The 20136-nt window shown below is 60.0% G+C and carries 11 protein-coding genes; 7 read left to right on the top strand and 4 right to left on the bottom strand.

Features of this window, described 5'->3' with window-relative positions; translation table 11 throughout:
- Positions 1-20: 20 nt before the first annotated feature.
- Positions 21-6704 (top strand): T9SS type A sorting domain-containing protein, encoded by a 6684-nt coding sequence (locus E4021_RS08000; protein ID WP_246050251.1) that lies wholly within the window; start codon positions 21-23, stop codon positions 6702-6704.
- Positions 6705-7158: 454 nt separating this feature from the next.
- On the opposite strand, the gene E4021_RS08005 is transcribed toward E4021_RS08000, so the two are convergent.
- Together E4021_RS08005 and E4021_RS08010 are read right to left on the bottom strand one after the other, a co-directional pair.
- A complete protein-coding gene (locus E4021_RS08005; protein WP_211096993.1) occupies positions 7159-8316 on the bottom strand; it encodes an SPL family radical SAM protein in 1158 nt (385 codons plus the stop codon).
- A gap of 538 nt (positions 8317-8854) precedes the next feature.
- Positions 8855-9535 carry a hypothetical protein gene (locus E4021_RS08010; RefSeq protein ID WP_136458142.1) on the bottom strand — a complete coding sequence of 227 codons (681 nt, stop codon included), beginning with the start codon at positions 9533-9535 and terminating at the stop codon, positions 8855-8857.
- 140 nt (positions 9536-9675) lie between these two features.
- Here E4021_RS08010 and argE point away from each other — a divergent pair, with 140 nt between their 5' ends.
- Complete coding sequence (gene argE / locus E4021_RS08015) at positions 9676-10830, top strand: acetylornithine deacetylase (RefSeq protein ID WP_136458144.1); 1155 nt, start codon at positions 9676-9678, stop codon at positions 10828-10830.
- Between the two features lie 4 nt (positions 10831-10834).
- Here argE and E4021_RS08020 read toward each other — a convergent pair whose 3' ends face one another.
- A complete protein-coding gene (locus E4021_RS08020; RefSeq protein ID WP_136458146.1) occupies positions 10835-11326 on the bottom strand; it encodes a DUF4385 domain-containing protein in 492 nt (163 codons plus the stop codon).
- Positions 11327-11468: 142 nt separating this feature from the next.
- Here E4021_RS08020 and E4021_RS08025 point away from each other — a divergent pair, with 142 nt between their 5' ends.
- On the top strand, positions 11469-12632 hold the full coding sequence (locus tag E4021_RS08025; protein WP_136458148.1) for an OmpA family protein: 1164 nt from the start codon (positions 11469-11471) through the stop codon (positions 12630-12632).
- A 16-nt stretch (positions 12633-12648) separates the two neighbouring features.
- Here E4021_RS08025 and E4021_RS08030 read toward each other — a convergent pair whose 3' ends face one another.
- Positions 12649-14214 (bottom strand): YifB family Mg chelatase-like AAA ATPase, encoded by a 1566-nt coding sequence (locus E4021_RS08030; RefSeq protein ID WP_136458150.1) that lies wholly within the window; start codon positions 14212-14214, stop codon positions 12649-12651.
- Positions 14215-14315: 101 nt separating this feature from the next.
- Between E4021_RS08030 and E4021_RS08035 the strand changes: the two genes are divergently transcribed.
- From E4021_RS08035 to E4021_RS08050, 4 genes are all read left to right on the top strand, one after another.
- Positions 14316-15545 (top strand): ABC transporter permease, encoded by a 1230-nt coding sequence (locus tag E4021_RS08035; RefSeq protein WP_136458152.1) that lies wholly within the window; start codon positions 14316-14318, stop codon positions 15543-15545.
- Between the two features lie 327 nt (positions 15546-15872).
- Entirely contained in the window at positions 15873-17372 is a 1500-nt protein-coding gene (locus E4021_RS08040) for an SUMF1/EgtB/PvdO family nonheme iron enzyme (RefSeq protein ID WP_136458154.1), read from the top strand.
- 46 nt (positions 17373-17418) lie between these two features.
- Positions 17419-18120 (top strand): T9SS type A sorting domain-containing protein, encoded by a 702-nt coding sequence (locus E4021_RS08045; protein ID WP_168797522.1) that lies wholly within the window; start codon positions 17419-17421, stop codon positions 18118-18120.
- Between the two features lie 531 nt (positions 18121-18651).
- Positions 18652-20124, top strand: a complete 1473-nt coding sequence (locus E4021_RS08050) for an SUMF1/EgtB/PvdO family nonheme iron enzyme (RefSeq protein ID WP_168797523.1) — start codon at positions 18652-18654, stop codon at positions 20122-20124.
- Positions 20125-20136: the final 12 nt, after the last annotated feature.

Consider the following 20136-nt stretch of genomic DNA (forward strand, 5'->3'; position numbering starts at 1 on the left):
GTTTTGGCAATAGCATCGTCTTGAGTGAAGACTTAATCATAGTAGGAAGCCCGGGTGATAGTGATAATGGTGCGGTCCGATTTTTCAGTTCCGAAGATTGTAGGGTTGAGCTTCTAGCTACTACCCTATCTGCTGAAACCTGTCCCGGTGCCTCGGACGGCTCCATCACCGTACAGGTCGACACGGCTACCGCCGACTCCTTCACCTACACCCTCACCGGCCCGGTCGAGCAAACCAACGCCACCGGTGAGTTTACCGGCTTACCCGCCGGGGACTACACCGTCACCGTTTCGGTCACCGACGACCCTTCCTGTACGGTCACCTCCGAGGTACTCACCGTCGCTCCGGGCGTGGATGATGTACCACCCGTGGCCATCGCGCAGGACCTCACCGTCCAATTGGATGCGACTGGAAGTGTTACGATCACCGCCGAAGAGGTCGACGGCGGATCCAGTGACGATTGTGGTATTGCTAGTTTAGCACTCGATCGTACCAGCTTCGCCTGTGGCGATGTAGGGGACAACGCAATCGTGCTCACCGTCACCGACGTAAACGGCAACAGCTCTACCGCCCCGGCCACCGTGACCGTAGAGGACAATGTAGCCCCCGTGGCCATCGCGCAAGACGTCACCTTACGGCTGGACGCTAGTGGCAGAGGTGTACTTACCGCCTCCGATGTTGATGGCGGCTCCAGTGACGTCTGCGGCATTGTTGCGCGATATGTTGACCGCACGAATTTTAGCAACGCGGACCTTGGCCCTAACCCCGTGAGGCTTACCGTTACTGATGCAGCAGGTAATGTATCCACCGCTCCGGCTACCGTAACGGTGGAAGAAATCGGCACTTTGGTTCAGTCGGATCTTTCGGGAGTTATGAAACGTACTGCCCTGGACGGGCAGGACGGTGACAACTTTGGATGGAGTACCGACATTAGTGGCGACCTAGCCATAGTGGGAGCTTACCAAGACGATGACCAGGGAGAGAAGGCCGGTTCGGCCTATATCCTTGGCCGCAACGCGGGTGGTACCGACCAGTGGGGGCAGGTCGCTAAATTGTCCGCCACCGACGGCTCGGCCGATGACTATTTTGGTTTCAGCGTGGCGATCAGCGGAGACCTGGCCGTCGTGGGAGCATATTACGCTGATGACAAAGGAGACAATTCGGGGGCGGCCTACGTCTTTGCCCGCCATGCAGGGGGACCTGATCAGTGGGGGCAGGTTGCGAAGTTAACCGCCGCCGACGGTGCCGCCGGTGACTGGTTCGGTTATAGTGTAGGCATCAGTGGGGAGCAGGTTATCATCGGAGCTATGCGCGATGATGACAATGGCGGAAATTCCGGTGCCGCCTACCTTTTTTCTCGGGACACGGGGGGGAGCGACCAGTGGGGGCAAGTAGCCAAACTGACTGCCTCGGATGCCAGGTTTGCCGATTCGTTCGGCTGGAGTGTGGCCATCAGCGGCGATAAAGCCGTAGTTGGGGCGCTCTTCGATGATGACAATGGGACCGACTCCGGTTCGGCCTATGTATTTGCCCGCCACGCGGGCGGTGCCGAACAATGGGGGCAGGTTAAGAAATTGGTCCCCGCCGATGGGACGGCCTACGCTGCATTCGGGAATAGCGTGGCCATCAGTGGTGACCAGGTAATAGTAGGAGCCTACCAGGACGATGATAATGGTTTCAGGTCCGGCTCGGCTTATATTTTTGACCGTAACCAGGGAGGTATTGACTATTGGGGCCAAGTCACAAAACTGACCGCCGATGACGGCACGGCGGATGACTTTTTTGGCTGGAGCGTTGGGATTGATGCAGACCGGGCCATTGTAGGATCAATTTTCGATGATGACTTGGGCAGCGCCTCCGGTTCGGCCTATCTATTTGCCCGCCATGTTGGCGGCACGGATCAGTGGGGGCCAGTCGTTAAACTCACGGCATGCGACGGAGAGAGCAACGACCTTTTTGGCTCTCATGTAGGTATAAGTGGTTCGCAAATCATTGTAGGAGCAAACCTGGAGGATGCGAATGGCAATGATGCCGGTGCAGCCTACTTCTACGGTCCCGGTGGATGCGGGCTTGAGCTGACCGGATCGACGATTAGTGGAGAGAGCTGTCCCCATGCATCGGACGGAGCTATCGCGATACAGGTTGGGGGTGTCTCAGAACGGTCTTTGACTTTCGCCCTAAACGGCCCGGTCGGACAAACCAATAACACTGGCCATTTCAGTGGACTACCGCCGGGGGATTACACCGTTACGGTCACGCTGGATGACAATATCTGCTGCACCGTTACCTCCGGCATATTGACCGTTGCCCCAGGCACAGATGCTGCGCCGCCAAACGTCGTTACACAGGACCTGATGCTCCATCTCGACGAAAATGGCAACGCCTCTATCACTGCCAACCAAATCGACAACGGCTCCACCGATGCCTGCGGTATTGCCAGCCTAAGCCTCGACCGGACCACTTTCGGCTGCGGCGATATTGGCGAGAATGAAGTCATCCTCACCGTCACCGACGTAAACGGCAACAGCTCCACCGCCCCAGCCACCGTTACCGTCGAGGACCACGTAGCCCCCGTTGCCATCGCGCAGGACATCACCGTCCAGCTCGATGCCACCGGCAACGCCACCATTACCGCCGCCCAGATCGACAATAGATCTACTGACGCCTGCGGCATTGCAAGCATTAGCCTCGATCGTAGCACCTTCGACTGTGGCGATGTCGGCGACAACGCGGTCGTGCTAACCGTCACCGACGTGAACGGCAACAGTTCCACCGCCCCGGCTACCGTCACCGTGGAGGATAACGTGGCCCCCATAGCCGTCACGCAGGATCTGACCGTCCAGCTGGATGCTAACGGCAACGCCAGCATCACTGCTAGCCAGATCGACAACGGCTCTAGTGACGCTTGCGGCATCGCCACCCTGGCTTTGGATCGTACCACTTTCGGCTGTGCGGACGTAGGCGTCAACACAGTTGTGCTCACCGTCACCGACATGAATGGTAACTCCTCTTCCGCACCGGCAACTGTGACCGTGGAGGATAACGTAGCCCCCGTGGCCATTGCGCAGGATATCACCCTGCAACTGGATGCTAACGGCAACGCCACCATCACCGCTAGCCAGATCGATAACGGCTCCAGTGATGCCTGCGGCATCGCTAGCCTGAGTCTCGATCGCAGCATTTTTGGCTGTGCCGACGTCGGCGAGAACCCGGTCGTGCTCACCGTCACCGACGTAAACGGCAACAGCTCCACCGCCCCAGCCACCGTTACCGTCGAGGACCACGTAGCCCCCGTTGCCATCGCGCAGAACCTCACCGTCCAGCTCGATGCCACCGGCAACGCCACCATCACCGCCGCCCAGATCGACAACGGCTCTAGTGACGCCTGTGGGATTGCAAGTCTGGCTTTGGATCGTACCACTTTCGGCTGTGCGGACGTAGGTGTCAACACAGTTGTGCTCACCGTCACCGACATGAATGGTAACTCCTCTTCCGCACCGGCAACTGTGACCGTGGAGGATAACGTAGCCCCCGTGGCCATTGCGCAGGATATCACCCTGCAACTGGATGCTAACGGCAACGCCACCATCACCGCTAGCCAGATCGATAACGGCTCCAGTGATGCCTGCGGCATCGCTAGCCTAAGCCTAGACCGCAGCACCTTCGGCTGCGGCGATATCGGCGACAATCCAGTCGTACTGACCATCACCGACGTGAACGGCAACAGCTCTACGGCCCCGGCCACCGTGACTGTCGAGGATAATGTACCCCCCGTAGCTATCGCCCAGGACATCACCGTGCAACTGGACGCAAACGGGAATGCCACCATCACCGCCGCCCAGATTGACAACGGCTCCAATGATGCTTGCGGCATCGCTAGCCTAAGCCTCGATCGGACCAGTTACGGTTGTGCTGATGTAGGTCTCAACCCGGTAGTACTGACCGTTACCGACGTGAACGGTAATAGCTCCACCGCCTCGGCTACAGTGACCGTCGAGGATAACGTAGCCCCCGTAGCCATCGCCCAGGACATCACCGTACAACTGGATGCAAACGGGAATGCCACCATCACCGCCGCCCAAATCGACAATGGCTCTAGTGACGCCTGTGGGATTGCAAGTCTGGCTTTGGATCGTACCACCTTCGACTGTGCCGATGTCGGTACCAATCCGGTTGTGCTGACGGTCACGGACGTAAATGGCAACGAGTCAAGCGCCCCGGCCACCGTGATCGTGGAGGACAATGTTGCCCCCGTGGCCATCGCGCAGAATATCACCGTCCAGCTGGATGGCACCGGTAACGCCACCATCACCGCCGGCCAGATCGACAACGGCTCCCATGATGCTTGCGGCGTCGCTAGCATTAGCCTCGATCGGACCATTTTCGGCTGTGCTGACGTAGGCGAGAATCCGGTCGTGGTCACCGTCACCGACGTTAATGGGAACTCCTCCACCGCACCGGCCACCGTGACTGTCGAGGATAATGTAGCCCCCGTGGCCATTGCACAAGACCTCACCGTGCAACTGGACGCTAACGGCAACGCCAGCATCACTGCTAGCCAGATCAACAACGGCTCCAATGATGCCTGTGGGATTGCCACCCTGGCTTTGGATCGTACCACCTTCGGCTGCGGCGATGTCGGCGACAACGCAGTCGTGCTAACCGTCACCGACGTGAACGGCAACAGCTCTACGGCCCCGGCTACCGTCAACGTGGAAGACAATGTAGCCCCCGTAGCCGTCGCTCAGGATATCACTGTCCAGCTGGATGTTAACGGCAACGCGACCATCACCGCCACCCAGATCGACAATGGCTCCAGTGATGCTTGCGGCATCGCTAGCTTAAGCCTCGATCGGACCAGTTTCGGTTGTGCTGATGTAGGCGACAATGCTGTCATCCTCACCGTCACCGACGTAAACGGCAACAGCTCCACCGCCCCGGCCACCGTCACCGTAGAGGACAACGTGGCCCCCGTGGCCGACTGCCAGCCGCTGACCATCTACCTGTCAAGCGAAGGCACCTACACGCTCTCGCAAACCGACGCGGAAGCCATCGGTGGTGGAAGTTCGGATGCCTGCGGCATCGCCAGTCTGACGGTACCGGCCACGCAATTCACCGCCGCCGGCACCTACCCCGTCACCCTGACGGCAACGGATAACCACGGCAATGCCAGCACCTGCGCAACGACCGCCACCGTCGTGAAACGCCCCACCACCCTTACCTACACGGGGGATGACGGGGTTCAGTACTCCGACGAACTTGCCCTGTCCGCCGTCTTACGCGACCAGCTGACCGGCAGCGGCATTGCCGGCCAAACGGTGACCTTCACCCTCGGATCGCAGACGATTAGTGCCGTCACCGACGCCAATGGCCTGGCAACGGCCGCTTTGACCGTGGATCAGCAACCCAGTGCGGGATGCGCCACTGACCCGGCTACGGCCAACGCGCTGACGGTGGCCTACGCCGAAACCGACATCTACCGCTCCAGCGAAAGTACCGTCGCGGACTTCCCCATCGCCCCCGAAGACGCGCGCGTCACCTATACGGGCGCCAGCCTGGTGTCGACCACCTCCGTACGCAGCGGCCAGGCGGACGTGCTGCTTGCCGTCACGGTCCAGGACATTTCCGCCACGGCCGATGCCGGCGGTGATGGCAAGCCCGGCGATATCAGCCTGGCCACGGTCGACTTCATCGATCGCGACGGCGGGGTAATCAATCCAAGTCCGATCCCCGTTTCCCTCGTCGACCCAACCGACCCCAGCACGGGCGTAGCGGTGTACAACTGGACGGGCGTGGATATCGGCAACGCCGACTCCGAACAGTTCGCGGTGGGCGTACGCGTCTGCGGATACTACTCCCGTAACACCTCCGAGGACGACGTGATTGTCACCGTATCCAAGCCGCTGGAGGAGTTCGTGACCGGTGGGGGCTACCTGAACCTGCAGCAGTCCGTGGGCCCCATCGCCGGAGATCCGGGTACGAAGCAAAACTTCGGCTTCAACATCCGCTACAACAAGCGGGGCACCAACCTGCAGGGCAAAATCCGCCTGTTAATCCGCCGCACCGAAGCCGACGGCCTACGGCATACCTACCAGATCAAGGGCAACTCCATGAGCTCGCTGTCGGTGGATCCCGCTACCGGGGAAGCCCTCTTCTACGGCAAAGCGAATGTGCAGGATGTCACCGACCCCAACAACCCGGTATCGGTATTCGGCAACGGCGACTTCCAGGTCCGCATGTGGGACAACGGGGAGCCCGGCACCAACGACTTGATCGGCTTCACCCTCTACGACAACCAGGGTAACCTGCAGTATTCCAGCCACTGGACGGGCACTGCTACCGGCATGCAATTCCTCGGCGGCGGCAACCTGCAGGTTCATGCCAAGGGCGTGGTCCAGCAAACGAGCAGCAACCAGAAGGGCAACAAAAAGGACAAGGCCACGGATACACGCTCGGCCGCGCCCTCCCTCACCGTGTATCCCGTTCCGACGGAAGGCGAGATTACCGTGGCGCTGGAATCTGCCGTCCCTGGCCGCCCCCTCCGGCTCACCGTCACGGATGTGCACGGTCGGATGGTCAAGGACATCCACAACCTCGAGCACCGGCAGCGGATCGACCTGTCTGCCCTACCCGATGGGATGTACTTGCTGCACCTACTCGACGACAGTGAGCGACTGGAAACGCACCGCATCGTAAAGCACTGATCTTTCGGCGATCGCAGTAAGCCGCCCCGGGAAGCGATTCCGGGGCGGCTTTTTTGTGCTTATCGAGAGGGGCACTTCCCACCTATGCTTCTCCTCCTGAACCTGCCTTACGTCCCGCAGCAGCACTCAGCGTGTTTTGGATCGGAAGAATTCCGGGAGGTGTATCGCCAAGCGTATAGCCAACTGAAGCACGAGTTCGGCTGTAAGGTATCGGTGGCCCGGACAGCCTTAACCGGCATCAGCCAGGAAGCAAAAGAGCAGACTTACTACGAAAAACTAAAGCAGCGGAACCGCTGCCGGCGCCGGGCGGGGATCGAAGCCGTCATCGGTTGCTATGCACGACGCCTTTCTTCAGCGCGAACCCCACACGCTACGTGCAAGGCCGAGGAGCATCATATGTACGCATGGGCGGCCGTATAGACCGCAGACACGCCACTGAAGGGTTTAGGAATGACTACGTAAAATACAGGACCTCTCCCTCCGGAAACCGCGCCTTGATCTCCGCGGAGAACCACCCCTTCAGTTCATCCATCTGCTCCCGCGTGTAGACGAATTTATGGCTGCCGAACTTGTTCCGCTTTTTGGCGCGCGTTTCCTCGTTGAAGTCGAGAGAGGTGTTGGGGTACCAGTCCAGCAGGATCTCCTTCGAGCCGGGCGTAAAGCGGTGGGTGATGAGCTCAAAGGTGAGGTCTACGGGAAAGTCCAGGGCTTCCCGTAGCCGGTCGAGCATGTCTGCGTACTCGGTTTTCCAATCCTCGAAGGGCATTAGGGGAGCCAGCACGGCCCCTACGCGGTAACCGGCCTGTGCCAGTCGGCGCATGGCGTGCAATCGTGCTTCCAGGTCGGCCGTACCTCCCTCCAGGCGGCGGGTGACCCAGCCGGCGTTCAGCGAGATGCGGCAGCGGGTTTGCCCGTTGTGTTGCAGGTTCAGCAGCGGGTTCACGGCGTCGTACTTCGTTACCCAGCGCAGGCGCGCTTCCGGTTGCTGTCCGAACCACTCGATGGCGCGGCTGAGCGAGCCCGTCAGGTGCTCGATACCGAGGGGATCGGTGTAACAGCTGGCCTCGAAGGTGGTCAGCGCGCGGTGGGGGTCGATGTAGTTGGCGTTATTTTCCAGGATGGCCTCGAGATTGGCGTAGGTCCTTGTCACGGGTGCGCCGGGCAGACTACCGGCCAGGTAACAGTACTGGCAGTGGGCCGGACAGCCCTTGGCGAGGTGAAACTGCCAGTCGGCCGAGGGCGGTATCGGCGTCAGTTTCAGGGCGCTGGGCGGGGCCGTGACGATGGCCAGGGTGTTCTTGGCCTTTTGGTACGTTTCTCGAACGGTGGACCCACCGAGCTTCGGCAGGCGGTTGGCCGAAAGCACTTCATACGGTAACCGCAGTTGGTCCAGCCGATCGGCGATTCGGCGTCCGTGTTCTTCGGCGTGAGCCGCTGCCGTGAAGTAGATGTGCCGGGGTTTCCATAGCCGTGCGGACCGACCCGGGGCGCCGGGCGCGGGTGCAAAGGTGCTCACCGGCGGTGCGGCGGATTGCGGCACCGCATCCGAAGAATCGTGGGTATCGGGCAGGCGACCGCTGATGTGCGGGGCGTCCTTTAATTGGCGCGGCATGGGATTGTGTATTTCCCGCCTAACGGCCGTAGGTTAAAGAGGGTTTTGGAGACTTGGGTGGAGGGGCTCCAGGCCCGACTCTACAAATCACCGCAGCGTTTCAATCGCGCCAAGAGCCGCTCAGCCCATATAGGGTGGAGGGCCTCCCGGCCCGAGGTAGTAAATCACAGAAGCACGCTACTCAGGCAGCTTTCAGGCAAAAATCACAGCAGCGTGCCGGCTCAAGCCGGCGCTACGGAAAAGCTCAGCCCGTGGCAATAATGGGTCGAGGGCCTCCAGGCCTGAGGCAGTAAATCACCTAACCACGCTTACTCAAGCAGCCTCCAGGCAGAAATCACAGCAGCGTGCCGGCTCAAGCCGGCGCTACGCGTACCGCCCGCAACCACGCAAGCCAACGTTCCTGTAGCGACGGCTTCAGCCGTTAAGCTGCCCGTAATACCCGAAAGAAATAGCTGCCTGCCGGCTAAAGGCGGCGTTACAGTAACACCAAACCTGATTAAGGCGGCGCTACGGGATCGAGCATAGAAGCGCTCAACCCCTAATATCCCTTGAGCTTGCTCTTGGTAGCTTCGACCTTGCGGATCTGTTCCTCGATTTCGCGTTGCTTGTTCTCCTGCTCGATGATGTTGCGGCGGATCTCTTCTTCCAGTTCGACAATTTTGCGGCGGGCATCTTCGATGTCATCTTCCGCATCTTCCTTGTCTTTTCTCAGGCGGTCGAGTTCCTTTTCAAGGTCGTCGAGGCGGTCTTCCTGGTTCTCGACGTCCTGCTCGATCTGCTCGCGGCTCACGGCCAGGGCGAAATTCATGAGCATTTTTTCGGCGGCAACGTACTGGCCCTGGTCCAGGGCAGGACTTACGTAGCCGGCCGGCGTGGCGATCCAGACCACAAGCTCGCTGCCGTCGCCGACCTCCTGCACGGTGCTGTACATATCGACTTTTGAGCCGTTGCCCACGCCAGGCAGTTCGAAATTCAGGCTGGACAGCTCCCCGCGCTTGTCGCCGCGGGTCGCTTTGGTCTTGACGCCGTAGGTGTCCTTCAACCAGTCTTCCCACAGGTCTTCGACGTCGTCGTCTTCCGCGCCGGGCAATTCCAGTACGATGGAAGCCTGATCTCCGCGACTCATAATCTGTTGGCGGGCCGTCACCTGGGCGGTAAGCGAGGCTCCCGCGCCCAATACAAGGAGAAAAAAAGCAAGCGTAAAGGCGAAATCTTTCATAGGGTCCGGTTTGTGTACTGTTGGTTAGGACGGTTCAATAGTTGTAAAGTAACAATTGTTGCACGCTCCGGCCCGACAAGCTGACCCCGCGTCCCGGGAATATTATGTTGCTTTGTCCCGCCCCAACCCCCTTCCGCCGCATGACCACCACCGAAATCCTTTCCCAACTCGTCTCCTTTCCCGTGCTGGGTGGGGAGAGCAACCTCTCCATCATTCGCTGGATCGAGCAATACCTTTCCGGTCACGGAGTAGCGTACACGCTGGTTCCGGACGAAACCGGCGAAAAGGCGTGCCTGCATTGCCGGATAGGCCCCGCCGCCGACGGGGGCATAATCCTCAGCGGCCACACCGACGTGGTGCCGACCGTCGGGCAGCCCTGGGATACCGATCCGTTTCAGCTCACGCTGAAGGGGGAAAACCTTTACGCCCGGGGGAGTTGCGATATGAAAGGATTTCTGGCCAGCTGCCTGTCTGCCGTACCCCAGCTGCAGTCCGTCGACCTCAAGCGCCCGATCTACTTCGCATTCAGTTTTGACGAGGAGATCGGCTGTCGCTCTGGTGACCTACTTGCCACCGCCATCCGCGATCACTACGAAGAAATCCCCGCTGGTGCCATCATCGGGGAGCCGACCATGATGCAGCCGATGGTCGGGCAAAAGGGCATCATGGTCTACACCACCGTGGTGAGGGGCAGTCAGGGACACAGCAGCCGCATCCTCGACGAGGTAGACGCCGTGCACGAAGCCGCTCACCTTATCCTGTGGCTGGAGCAGAAGATGCACCGACTAATCTCGGCCGGGCGTACCGACGACCGCTTCTCCCCCAACCACACCAGTATTCATGTGGGCAAGATAGCCGGGGGCTCCGCCTTCAACATCATCGCCAACGAATGCAGTTTCGACTGGGATTACCGCAACATCCCGCGTGACGACGCAGGGGAGATCTTCGCCGATTTTGAGGCCTTCTGCCATCAACGGGAGCGACTGCGGCGGAAGGTATACCCTGATTTCTCCATCACGCACGTGCCCTTTCACCCGCCGGTGCCACCCCTGGACACGGCCGAAGAGGCCCCGATCGTGGCGTTGGCCAAGCGGATTAGCGGTCGAGATACGACGGGTACGGTAGCTTACGCCGCCGAGGCGGGGCAGTTTTCTAATGCAGGATTTCCCAGCGTGATCTGCGGTCCCGGAGACATCGCTCAGGCCCACCGGGCGAACGAATTCGTGGCCGTGGAACAATTGGAGCTGTGCGACCGCATGATCCAGTCCCTGGCCGCGGACCTGGCCGCGAGCTGAACCCTCAACCGTATCGCTCCTGAAAAGCCTTCTTTTGCCGTTGGTACTCGGGGTGGTCCCTGGCTTCCTCCCACCGGGCCTTGAAAATGCATGCGGATTCCGCCTTGACGGGGTCTTCCTCCCCACGGGGAAGCTGATCGCGTCCGTGGGCTCCGCTTTGTCCTTTCTTGTCGTCGGGTACCGGGCCGTCGTACTTTTTGCCTCCTGGATAATTGGCGTAGCGCCGCGACCGCGTGTAGCCCATTTGCAGAAATTTGCGGGCCATGTGCGCCCCCACAAAATCATCCGCATCCAGGTATTGCAGGAAGCGTGCGTAAATCGCCTTTGACGACTCTCGGGCCACTTCCGGGTCCTTGAACCGCCAGAGGGGGAGCAATTCCGATTTGTAAGGCTGCACCAGCAACACGCCCTGCTCGCCCCGGCCGACCGCGTACAGTTCGGGGTGCTCGCGCAGGTCGAGTTGGGCGTAATCCAGGGAGTAGTCGAATTTTCGCATTTTGCAGAAGTGAGGCCCCGCCTCGTGACGGTAACATAATTTTTGCACCAATTTGTTGATTGGAGCGTTACTAAGAATACTATGGACACGCCGGGGCCGACAGCGACCTGCCCTATTCTCCGGCGGGCACAACCGACACGCGATGTACAACTACTTTCTGCCGCTATTGCTGTTGATGACCGGGGCCCTGGCGGCCCAGAGCGACGGAACCATTTTCCTCACCAACCCCTCCTTCGAGGACATGCCCCGGGTAGCGGCCGCGCCGCGGGGATGGACGGACTGTGGCTTTCCCGGCGAATCGGCGGTGGACATCCAGCCCGACCCCATGCGGTTGTTCAAGGTCGACAAACCCGCCCAGGACGGATACACCTACCTTGGTATGGTGACCCGCGACAACGATACCTACGAGCGGATCAGTCAGCGCCTCAGCGCGCCCCTGAAGGCTGGCCAGTGCTACGAATTCAACGTCCGCCTGGCCCGCTCCGAGCGCTACCTCTCCAAAAGCCGCCTCACGGACAACGACGAGAACTACGATACCCCCATCAAGCTGCGCATTCGCGGCGGTTACGACATCTGCGACGTCGGCCAGGTAATCGGCGAAAGCCCCCTGGTCACCAGCCAGACCTGGCGGGAGTACCGCATCAAACTGAAACCCGAGCAGGATTACACCCATATAATGCTTGAGGCGTACTACAAAACGCCCATACTTTTTCCCTACAACGGCAACGTCCTGCTGGACAACGTCCAGCCACTCGCACCAGTGGCCTGCGACCAGGACCTGTGGGAATCACCCGATGCGGTGACCGAAGCCGAGCCCGCGGCTCCCGCCCCCGCTCGCCCATCGGTAACGCCCCCACCGACTCCGCGCCGCACCACTACCCCACCCGCCCCCGCCAAGCCCGCTGCGCCCCAGGTGAAACTCGGCCAAACGCGGGGTGAATTGAAGATCGGACAGGTCTTCGCCATCGAGGACATCAAGTTCAAGGCCAACAGCGCCGAGATCGAGGGCGAGAGCCAGGAGGCCCTGGAAGAGATCGCCAAATTCCTCCGCGATAATACCGACGTGGTGGTCGAGATTGGCGGACACGCCAGTTATCGGGCCGGTCCAGTCTTCGCGGCCCGCCTGAGTGAAGAGCGCGCCGTAGCGGTGATCGACTACCTCAATGACCTGGAAATAGGTCCCGCGCAGATGCTGCCCCGGGGATACGGCAAGAGCCGGCCGGTCTGTCTGACCGATACTCCGGAATGCAACGAGCGCAACCAGCGGGTGGAAGTCAAGATCCTGAAGGTCCGCGAAAGCCGGTAGTAGCCTCGCCTACCCTTCACCGTTTTTCCCCCCACGTACCCCGGTCCAGGCTACGGAAATTTATGGCCTCGGCCAGGTGATGCGTAGCAATGTCGTCACTTGCCTCCAGGTCAGCCACGGTACGGGCCACCTTCAGGATGCGGTCGTAGGCCCGGGCGCTGAGTTGCAAGCGATCCATGGCCGTTTTCAGCAGTTGATTGCCGGCGGAGGACAAGCGGCAGTGGTCGCGTACCATCCGACTGGGCATTTGCGCATTACAATAGATACCGACGTGGTCGGCGAACCGGCTATCCTGCAGTGCGCGGGCGGCCTGCACGCGCGAGGCGATGGCGGCACTTCCCTCCCCTTTTAGGTTGGCATGGTCGGTAAGCTTTTCCAGTGGCACGGGCGTCACTTCCACGTGGAGGTCGATACGGTCCAGCAGGGGCCCACTAATGCGGTTGAGGTACCGCTTGACCTGCGCCGGGTGGCAGGAACACTCCTTGTCGGGATGATTGAAGTAGCCGCAGGGACAGGGGTTCATACTGGCGATGAGCATGAAGCCGGAGGGGAACTCCACCGAAATTTTGGCGCGGCTGATGATAATGCGGCGCTCCTCCATGGGTTGCCGCATAACTTCCAGGGCACTGCGCTTGAACTCCGGCAGTTCATCGAGAAAGAGTACGCCGTTGTGCGCCAGACTGATCTCTCCCGGGCAGGGAAAGCTTCCCCCACCTACCAGGGCCACGTCGCTGATCGTATGGTGGGGTGCGCGGAAGGGACGCCGGGTAATGAGGGCAGCGTCTTCAGGGAGTACGCCGGCCACGGAATGAATCTTCGTGGTTTCCAGTGCCTCGCGCAGACTGATGGGCGGCAGAATGGTGGGCAGGCGGCGCGCCAGCATGGTCTTACCGGCGCCGGGGGGTCCGATCAGGATCACGTTGTGCCCCCCGGCAGCGGCGAGGGTAAGGGCGCGTTTGATGTTCTCCTGTCCGCAGACGTCGGAAAAGTCGACGTCGAACGACATCCGGTTGCGGAAGAATTCGTCCCGTGTATTTACCTCGACGGCCTGTAGCTCCTGACGTCCATCTACGAATCCGGCAGCTTCCCGCAGGGTACGCACCCCGTAGACTTCAATCCCGTCTACAATGGCGGCTTCCCGGGCATTTTCCTGGGGCAGGAGCATGGCCCGATACCCAAGACGGCGTGCCTGGATGGCCATGGGCAGGGCCCCCTTTATGGGACGAACCTCGCCGCCGAGTGAAAGCTCTCCCATTATGAGCAGCCCTTCGGCCCGGGCCGACGAAATTTGCCCTGTAGCCTGGAGGTAGGCCACGGCAATCGGCAGGTCGTAGGCGGCCCCTTCCTTGCGCACATCGGCTGGCGCGAGGTTGATGACGGTGCGGAGCCGTTTGTTTCTGAACCCGGAGTTCTTGATTGCTGTCTCTACCCGGTAACTGCCTTCCCGAATAGCGTTGTCGGGCAGCCCGATGACGTTGTACCAGGGTTTGTTTTCCGGGGCGGGACCACCGGCGTTCACTTCTACGATGATGGATCGCGCGTCCACTCCCTGAACGGCGCTGGCAAAGGTCTTAACTAACATATGCTGCAAATTGGCAGCACGTCTCATCCTGCCACAATTATACTCCCTTTTGTTTATTAATTGAATTTTCAGCTACATTTTATTTCGTATACCTTCGCGCCATGGCAGCACCCTTGACGGAAAAGTTCATTCAGCACGCCGTGGCCGACCGCCTGAACGGCGACCATTACCGGCGCCGGTCGGCCTACGTAAGTACCGAGGTATACACCCGGCTGAAGCGAGCCGACGTGCTGTTGGCTTTCTTGCGGACGCGCTCGCGGCCCTATGTGGTGGTGGTGGAAGCGAAAAGCCGCAACACCATCCACCAACTCAAACTGCGCGTCAACCGCGGGCGGGCGGAATGGACGGGCAGGTTGCTGAGCATGGGACTGGTGGTGGGGCTTTCCGCGATTGTGGGCTACCAGTGGTACTTCAACGCCTTCAATACCCTGCTGCTGCTGGCCGTCTTCCTGATCGGTTCCATTCTGATAACGGCGGTGGTCACCGCGCTGCGCCTGCGGTTCGCCCGGTCGATCTCCGCCATTGAGCAACTGGGAAGGTACCCGGCTAATGAAAGCTGGATCGCGGTAGGCGAAGACACCTTCGTGAACCGCGAAGAGTACCGCATACTCCACCAGCAGTGCCGCAAGAACGGGGTGGGACTGATCGTGATCGACGCCCGCGGGCGGTTATCGCTGAAGCAAATTCCCCGACCCCGCCACGTTTTCAACGACTACCTCTCCCGTTACGGTCGCAAGCAGGAAATTATGGAGGTAATCGGACGCAGGCCGGCCTACGGGGCCACCCCCGCCGAGCGGCGGCAGAACCGGCGCCGCTTCCTGAATATGGCCCTGCTGCTCGCGTTGGTGGGCCTGCTCATGCTCCTGGTCTACGAGGGGAACTACGGACCCGTGGTACCGGACCCCTTTGCCGATCCCCGGTTTCGGACGCCGGCGGACGTCAAGATTCAGGGGCCTGCCCAGGAAGCCCCGGCGGACCCCTTCGGTACCGGTACGGAACCCGCGAAACCCGCCCCCGAATGTCCGCCAGTGGGAATCAACGAGATCAGCTACGTGGTGGTCGATGCGGTGCTACCTGGTGAAGAAGCAAATAGAAGGTTCCAGCAACTCGCTGCGGCCGGGATCCGGGGTCACGAGCGGCTACCGGCGGCCTGTCTGCGTGACGTGCCGGCGACGGGTGAGGTAGCCCTGTACACCGGGACGCGCTACGCTTCCGCCGCGGCAGCCCGGGAGGCCGAACGCGCCTACCGCAACTTGCTTGAACGGGTAGGACTGGCCCCGCAATACGGGCAAGCTGTACAGCTGAGAAACGACGGCACCAGCCCGCAGTAGGGCGGCGGAACAGGATGACTTTTTCGCAGGTTCACAAAAACCCGGGAAATTTTCCTGTTGTGTTACAATTTGATGTACCGGCTCCCGTTTTTCAAACAACCTTCCGCCGGTGGCAACTCCGCATGGAAGTTACGGGTACAAACTGTTAGCGCAGGGATTACCCGGTTGCTTTACTCTCATGAATTTGACCTTACTCACCTAATTGTTCCCTTGCAGCCGCCGGTCCGGTCCCTTGTCCATCCCCGTTTGATGCGGAGATGAACCCCGACCCTCAGTGTTCCGGCAGCCCGATGCAGTATAGGTGGCGCGGTCCTATAAATCCCGAAAATGGTAAGACTTTACCTCATTTTTTTAGCTTCTCTGGGTTGTACTGTTCTTTTGGGCAACAACATTCAGATCACCGACCTGCGGGTCGACTACGAGACCGGCAATCCCGGTTATGGCTTGCTGACCTTCGACCTTTCGTGGGAAAACTCCTGGCGCACCAGCGCGGCACCCGCCAACTGGGATGCGGCTTGGGTATTCGCCAAATACCGTGTAGGTCCGAACGGCGAGTGGCAACACATCCTGCTCACCGCGGGGGCCCCGGCTCCAACCGGCGCCGTCGTGGAAGTGATGGACGGCACCGGCGCCATGGTCTACGCCGCTGCGGACCAGGCTACCCACGCCCATTACCGGCAGACCCAGCTGCGCTGGAACCTGGCGGCCAACGGTGTAGACTACATCGACGAACTGGAATTCCGAGTATTCGGCATTGAAATGGTTTACGTACCCGAAGGTGCCTACTGGCTCGGCAGTACGGAGAAAGGAAAAGAAACGAACAAGTTTTACGCCGCCGGTGACAAGAAAAAGCGTCCCCCATACTTGGTGGCCTCCGCTGACGAGATCGCCGTCGGCACCAACGACGGTGAACTGTACTACGAAGACAAGGACGGTGACGGGGCGGACTTTGCCGGTCCCATCCCGGCCGATTTCCCCAAAGGATTCGGTGCCTTCTACGCCATGAAGTATGAGCTGTCGCAGAAGCAATACGTCGACTTCTTCAACACCCTTACCCCGGCTCAGAAAGCGGTGCACGACATCACTGACGCCACCGGAAAAGGTACCGACGAAGACCACAGCCGCAACTGCATCTCCTACGATCACCGCATCGGGGGCGACGCCACTACGAGTGCGCCCCACGTACCCGTCGGCTTTGTATCCATCGCCGATATGATGGCCTACTTCGACTGGTCGGGACTGCGGCCGATGTCGGAAATGGAATTCGAAAAACTGTGCCGCGGACCCGAACTGCCCGTCAAGGAAGAATACGCCTGGGGCACCGCCAAGATCGCCAAGTGGAAGTTTGAACCCGCCAACGTAAACGGCTCCGGAGAGATCCTGATCAACCTGAACAAGCTCAAGCCCACCGACGGCTACGCCGCCTACGAGAAGACTACGAAGGCTACGCGGTCCGGCTTCGGTCCCCTCCGCTCCGGCATCTTCTCCGCCAGTCTGGGACTCGGCAGCACCCGCGTCTGGAGCGGTGCCGGCTACTACGGCAACATGGAGCTCTCGGGCAACCAGTGGGAAGGCGTAGTGAGCGTGACCCACGCCGATGGCCGCTCGTTCACGAACCGCCACGGCAACGGCTTCCTGCCCGAAAGTGGATACGCCGACGTACCCACCTGGCCCCAAACCGAGCACGGCATCGGCGCCCGCGGCGGGCGCAGCAACAGCGACGAGGACTACCTCCGGGTAGCCGACCGCAGCTACATGACCCTGACCGAATACGACCAACACTCCCGCAACTTTTACATGCAGTTCCGCGGTGTGCGCGGCTTATAATTCACCGACAACTCCATCCATCATGTCACAAGAAATCAATAAGCCCATGGCAACCCTACGTTCCTTCTTCCTGCTCGTCGCCCTCTGCATAGCCACCCCTTCCTGGGCCCAGTTTGTCGGCGGGTTTGGCAGCGGTGCCACCGCCACCGGCTTCGGTGGTCAGGCCCAGCTGCCCCTTACCCTGCTCAACTTTGATGCTGAACTCAAGAACGACCAGGTGGCGCTGCAGTGGTCTACTATTCACGAGATCGGCACCTCGCACTTTGTTGTCGAGCGCACCGCCGATGGCAACACCTTCTCGCCGGTTGGCCGCGTCTCCGCCGCGGGTATGTCGCCCCAGGGGTTGACCCGGAGCTACCACCTGACCGATGCCGCGCCGCTTATGGGCAGTTCGCTTTACCGCCTCAAGTCGGTTGACCTCGACGGTTCCTTTACATACTCCGAACTCGTCGAAGTTAACCGGGAAGAAAACGATCAGGCCCTCGCCTTCGCCATTCGCCCAAACCCCAGCACCGGTTCGACCATCGGCGTAGGTCTCGAAGCGCTCTCTGCCGAAGAAACCCTTTTCGTCGAGGTACTCGACCTGGCCGGCCGCCAGTTGGTGAGCCGCCGGATGCAGGGCAATCCCGGCGATTACCTGCAGCTGGAACTGAAAGACCGGCTACCCGCCGGCACGTACTTCCTGCGCCTGAGCCAGGCTTCTACCGGCTCGCACACCAGCCGACTGATCGTAGGTCAGTCCAGATAACTGCCACTATTGTGGTGTCCGCAACTATTGCTGCGGTATAGAGGAAAGGGAAAGTGGCGACACTTTCCCTTTTTCTGTTTACCACATCCTCGGACACTCATTTTGCTCCCGGAAACTTCTGAAGACCATCCCACATTCCACCAAAGTACTACCGCTTACCGCCTACTTGCCGCCGGTAAATAAATATTAACCGGTGCACGAAATTTTTGCGTTAACGAAAACGTTACCGCGCAATTCAGGCACTGCCCTCCCGTTTTAAGTATAGTTTTCGAGATGTAATTGCTTTGAAACCAGACACAGATCTCCCGGCTATTGCCCTGGCGATCGATAAAACACATTTCCTCATGAATTAGCCTGGCTTCGCCAGGGTATCCGATCGCTGTTCCTGCTGGCTAGGCAGTACACAGGATCGCGGCAAGATCGACCTGACTTTCCATTTCTACTGCCTGCGTAGCAGGGTCGACCGTGCGATATCCGCTGAAGTGAGGTGCCTGGATCTTTACTATGGTAAAGTATTACTTCATTTTCTGCATGCTAATTTCGTGCAGTGCCCTGATGGGCAACAACATCCTCATTGAAAACCTCAGGGTGGAATACGAGGTCGGTAATCCCGACTACGCCCTACTCACCTTTGACCTTTCCTGGGAGAATGCGTGGCGTACCACCTCCGCTCCCGCCAATTGGGATGCCGCTTGGGTCTTCGCCAAGTACCGCCCGGCACCGGACGGCGAATGGCAACACCTCATCCTATCGAATGTCGGACAAACCCCAAACGGGGCCGCTATAGAGGTTATGGAAGGGACCGGCGCAATGGTTTACGCCGCTGCCCCAATGACCGGCCCCGCCACCTATTCCCAGGTACAATTGCGGTGGAGCCTGACGGCCAACGGAATCGACCTGATCGAGATCATGGACTTCCGAATCTTCGGCGTGGAGATGGTCTACGTTCCCGGGGGGTCCTTTTACCTGGGCAGCACCTTCAAGGGCCAGGAGATCAACAAGCTGTACGAAGGTGGCCACCCCAACAAAAAGGATCCATACCCCGTCACCTCGTCCGATGCGATCCCGGTGGCAAATGCTTCCCACAGCCTGTACTACGACGACGTCTACGGTAACGGTGCGGATGTGGCCGGCCCCATACCGGCAGCTTTCCCCAAGGGTTTTCGTGCCTTCTACGCCATGAAGTATGAGCTTTCGCAGCAGCAGTACGTTGACTTCTTCAACACCCTGACGCCCGCGCAGAAAGCCGTACACGACATTACCGACGCCACGGGCAAAAATACCGACGGCGACCAGGCACGCAACTGTGTTTCGTACGACCCCCTCACGGGTGAAGATGCCGTCACCACCGCTCCCCACGTGCCGGTGGGCTACGTCTCCGTCCGCGACATGCTGGCGTACCTGGATTGGTCGGGGCTGCGCCCCATGACGGAAATGGAATTCGAGAAACTGTGCCGCGGACCCGTTTTCCCCGTCGATGCGGAATTTGCCTGGGGCACCGATCAGGTGGCTCGGTGGAAATTCCTCCCCTCCCTACCCAATGCGCCTAACGAAATCCTGACTAACCTCAACAAACTCAATGCGAACGAAGGTTACGCCGCCTACGACATGACGACTCCAAACACGCGGTTTGGCCTGGGTCCCCTGCGCTCCGGAATATTCTCCGGTAGTCTTGACCTGGGCACCACCCGCGTCTGGAGTGGTGCCGGCTACTACGGCAATATGGAACTCTCCGGCAACCAGGCCGAGGGGGTGATCAGCATTACCCACGCCGATGGCCGGGCCTTCACGAACCAGCACGGCAACGGCTTCCTGCCCGAAACGGGCTACGCTGACGTACCCACCTGGCCCCAGACCTACAACGGCATCGGCATCAAAGGCGGTCACGGAAACAGTATCGTTGACGACCTCCAGGTCGCCGACCGGGCTCACATGACCAATGCGCTGTCTAGCGAAAACTTCCGCCCCTACTGGCTGCAGTTTCGCGGCGTACGCGGACTGTAATACCGCCACCAC

Origin of the sequence: Neolewinella litorea, from assembly GCF_004803465.1 — a bacterium.
GTDB classification, from domain to species: Bacteria; Bacteroidota; Bacteroidia; order Chitinophagales; family Saprospiraceae; genus Neolewinella; species Neolewinella litorea.

Coding starts and splice junctions, on each gene's coding strand:
- E4021_RS08020 (WP_136458146.1), bottom strand. CDS start 11,326: ATGCGAAAATTCGACTACTCCCTGGATTACGCCCAACTCGACCTGCGC.
- argE (WP_136458144.1), top strand. CDS start 9,676: ATGACCACCACCGAAATCCTTTCCCAACTCGTCTCCTTTCCCGTGCTG.
- E4021_RS08035 (WP_136458152.1), top strand. CDS start 14,316: ATGGCAGCACCCTTGACGGAAAAGTTCATTCAGCACGCCGTGGCCGAC.
- E4021_RS08030 (WP_136458150.1), bottom strand. CDS start 14,214: ATGTTAGTTAAGACCTTTGCCAGCGCCGTTCAGGGAGTGGACGCGCGA.
- E4021_RS08010 (WP_136458142.1), bottom strand. CDS start 9,535: ATGAAAGATTTCGCCTTTACGCTTGCTTTTTTTCTCCTTGTATTGGGC.
- E4021_RS08005 (WP_211096993.1), bottom strand. CDS start 8,316: ATGCCGCGCCAATTAAAGGACGCCCCGCACATCAGCGGTCGCCTGCCC.
- E4021_RS08025 (WP_136458148.1), top strand. CDS start 11,469: ATGTACAACTACTTTCTGCCGCTATTGCTGTTGATGACCGGGGCCCTG.
- E4021_RS08045 (WP_168797522.1), top strand. CDS start 17,419: ATGGCAACCCTACGTTCCTTCTTCCTGCTCGTCGCCCTCTGCATAGCC.
- E4021_RS08050 (WP_168797523.1), top strand. CDS start 18,652: ATGCTAATTTCGTGCAGTGCCCTGATGGGCAACAACATCCTCATTGAA.
- E4021_RS08040 (WP_136458154.1), top strand. CDS start 15,873: ATGGTAAGACTTTACCTCATTTTTTTAGCTTCTCTGGGTTGTACTGTT.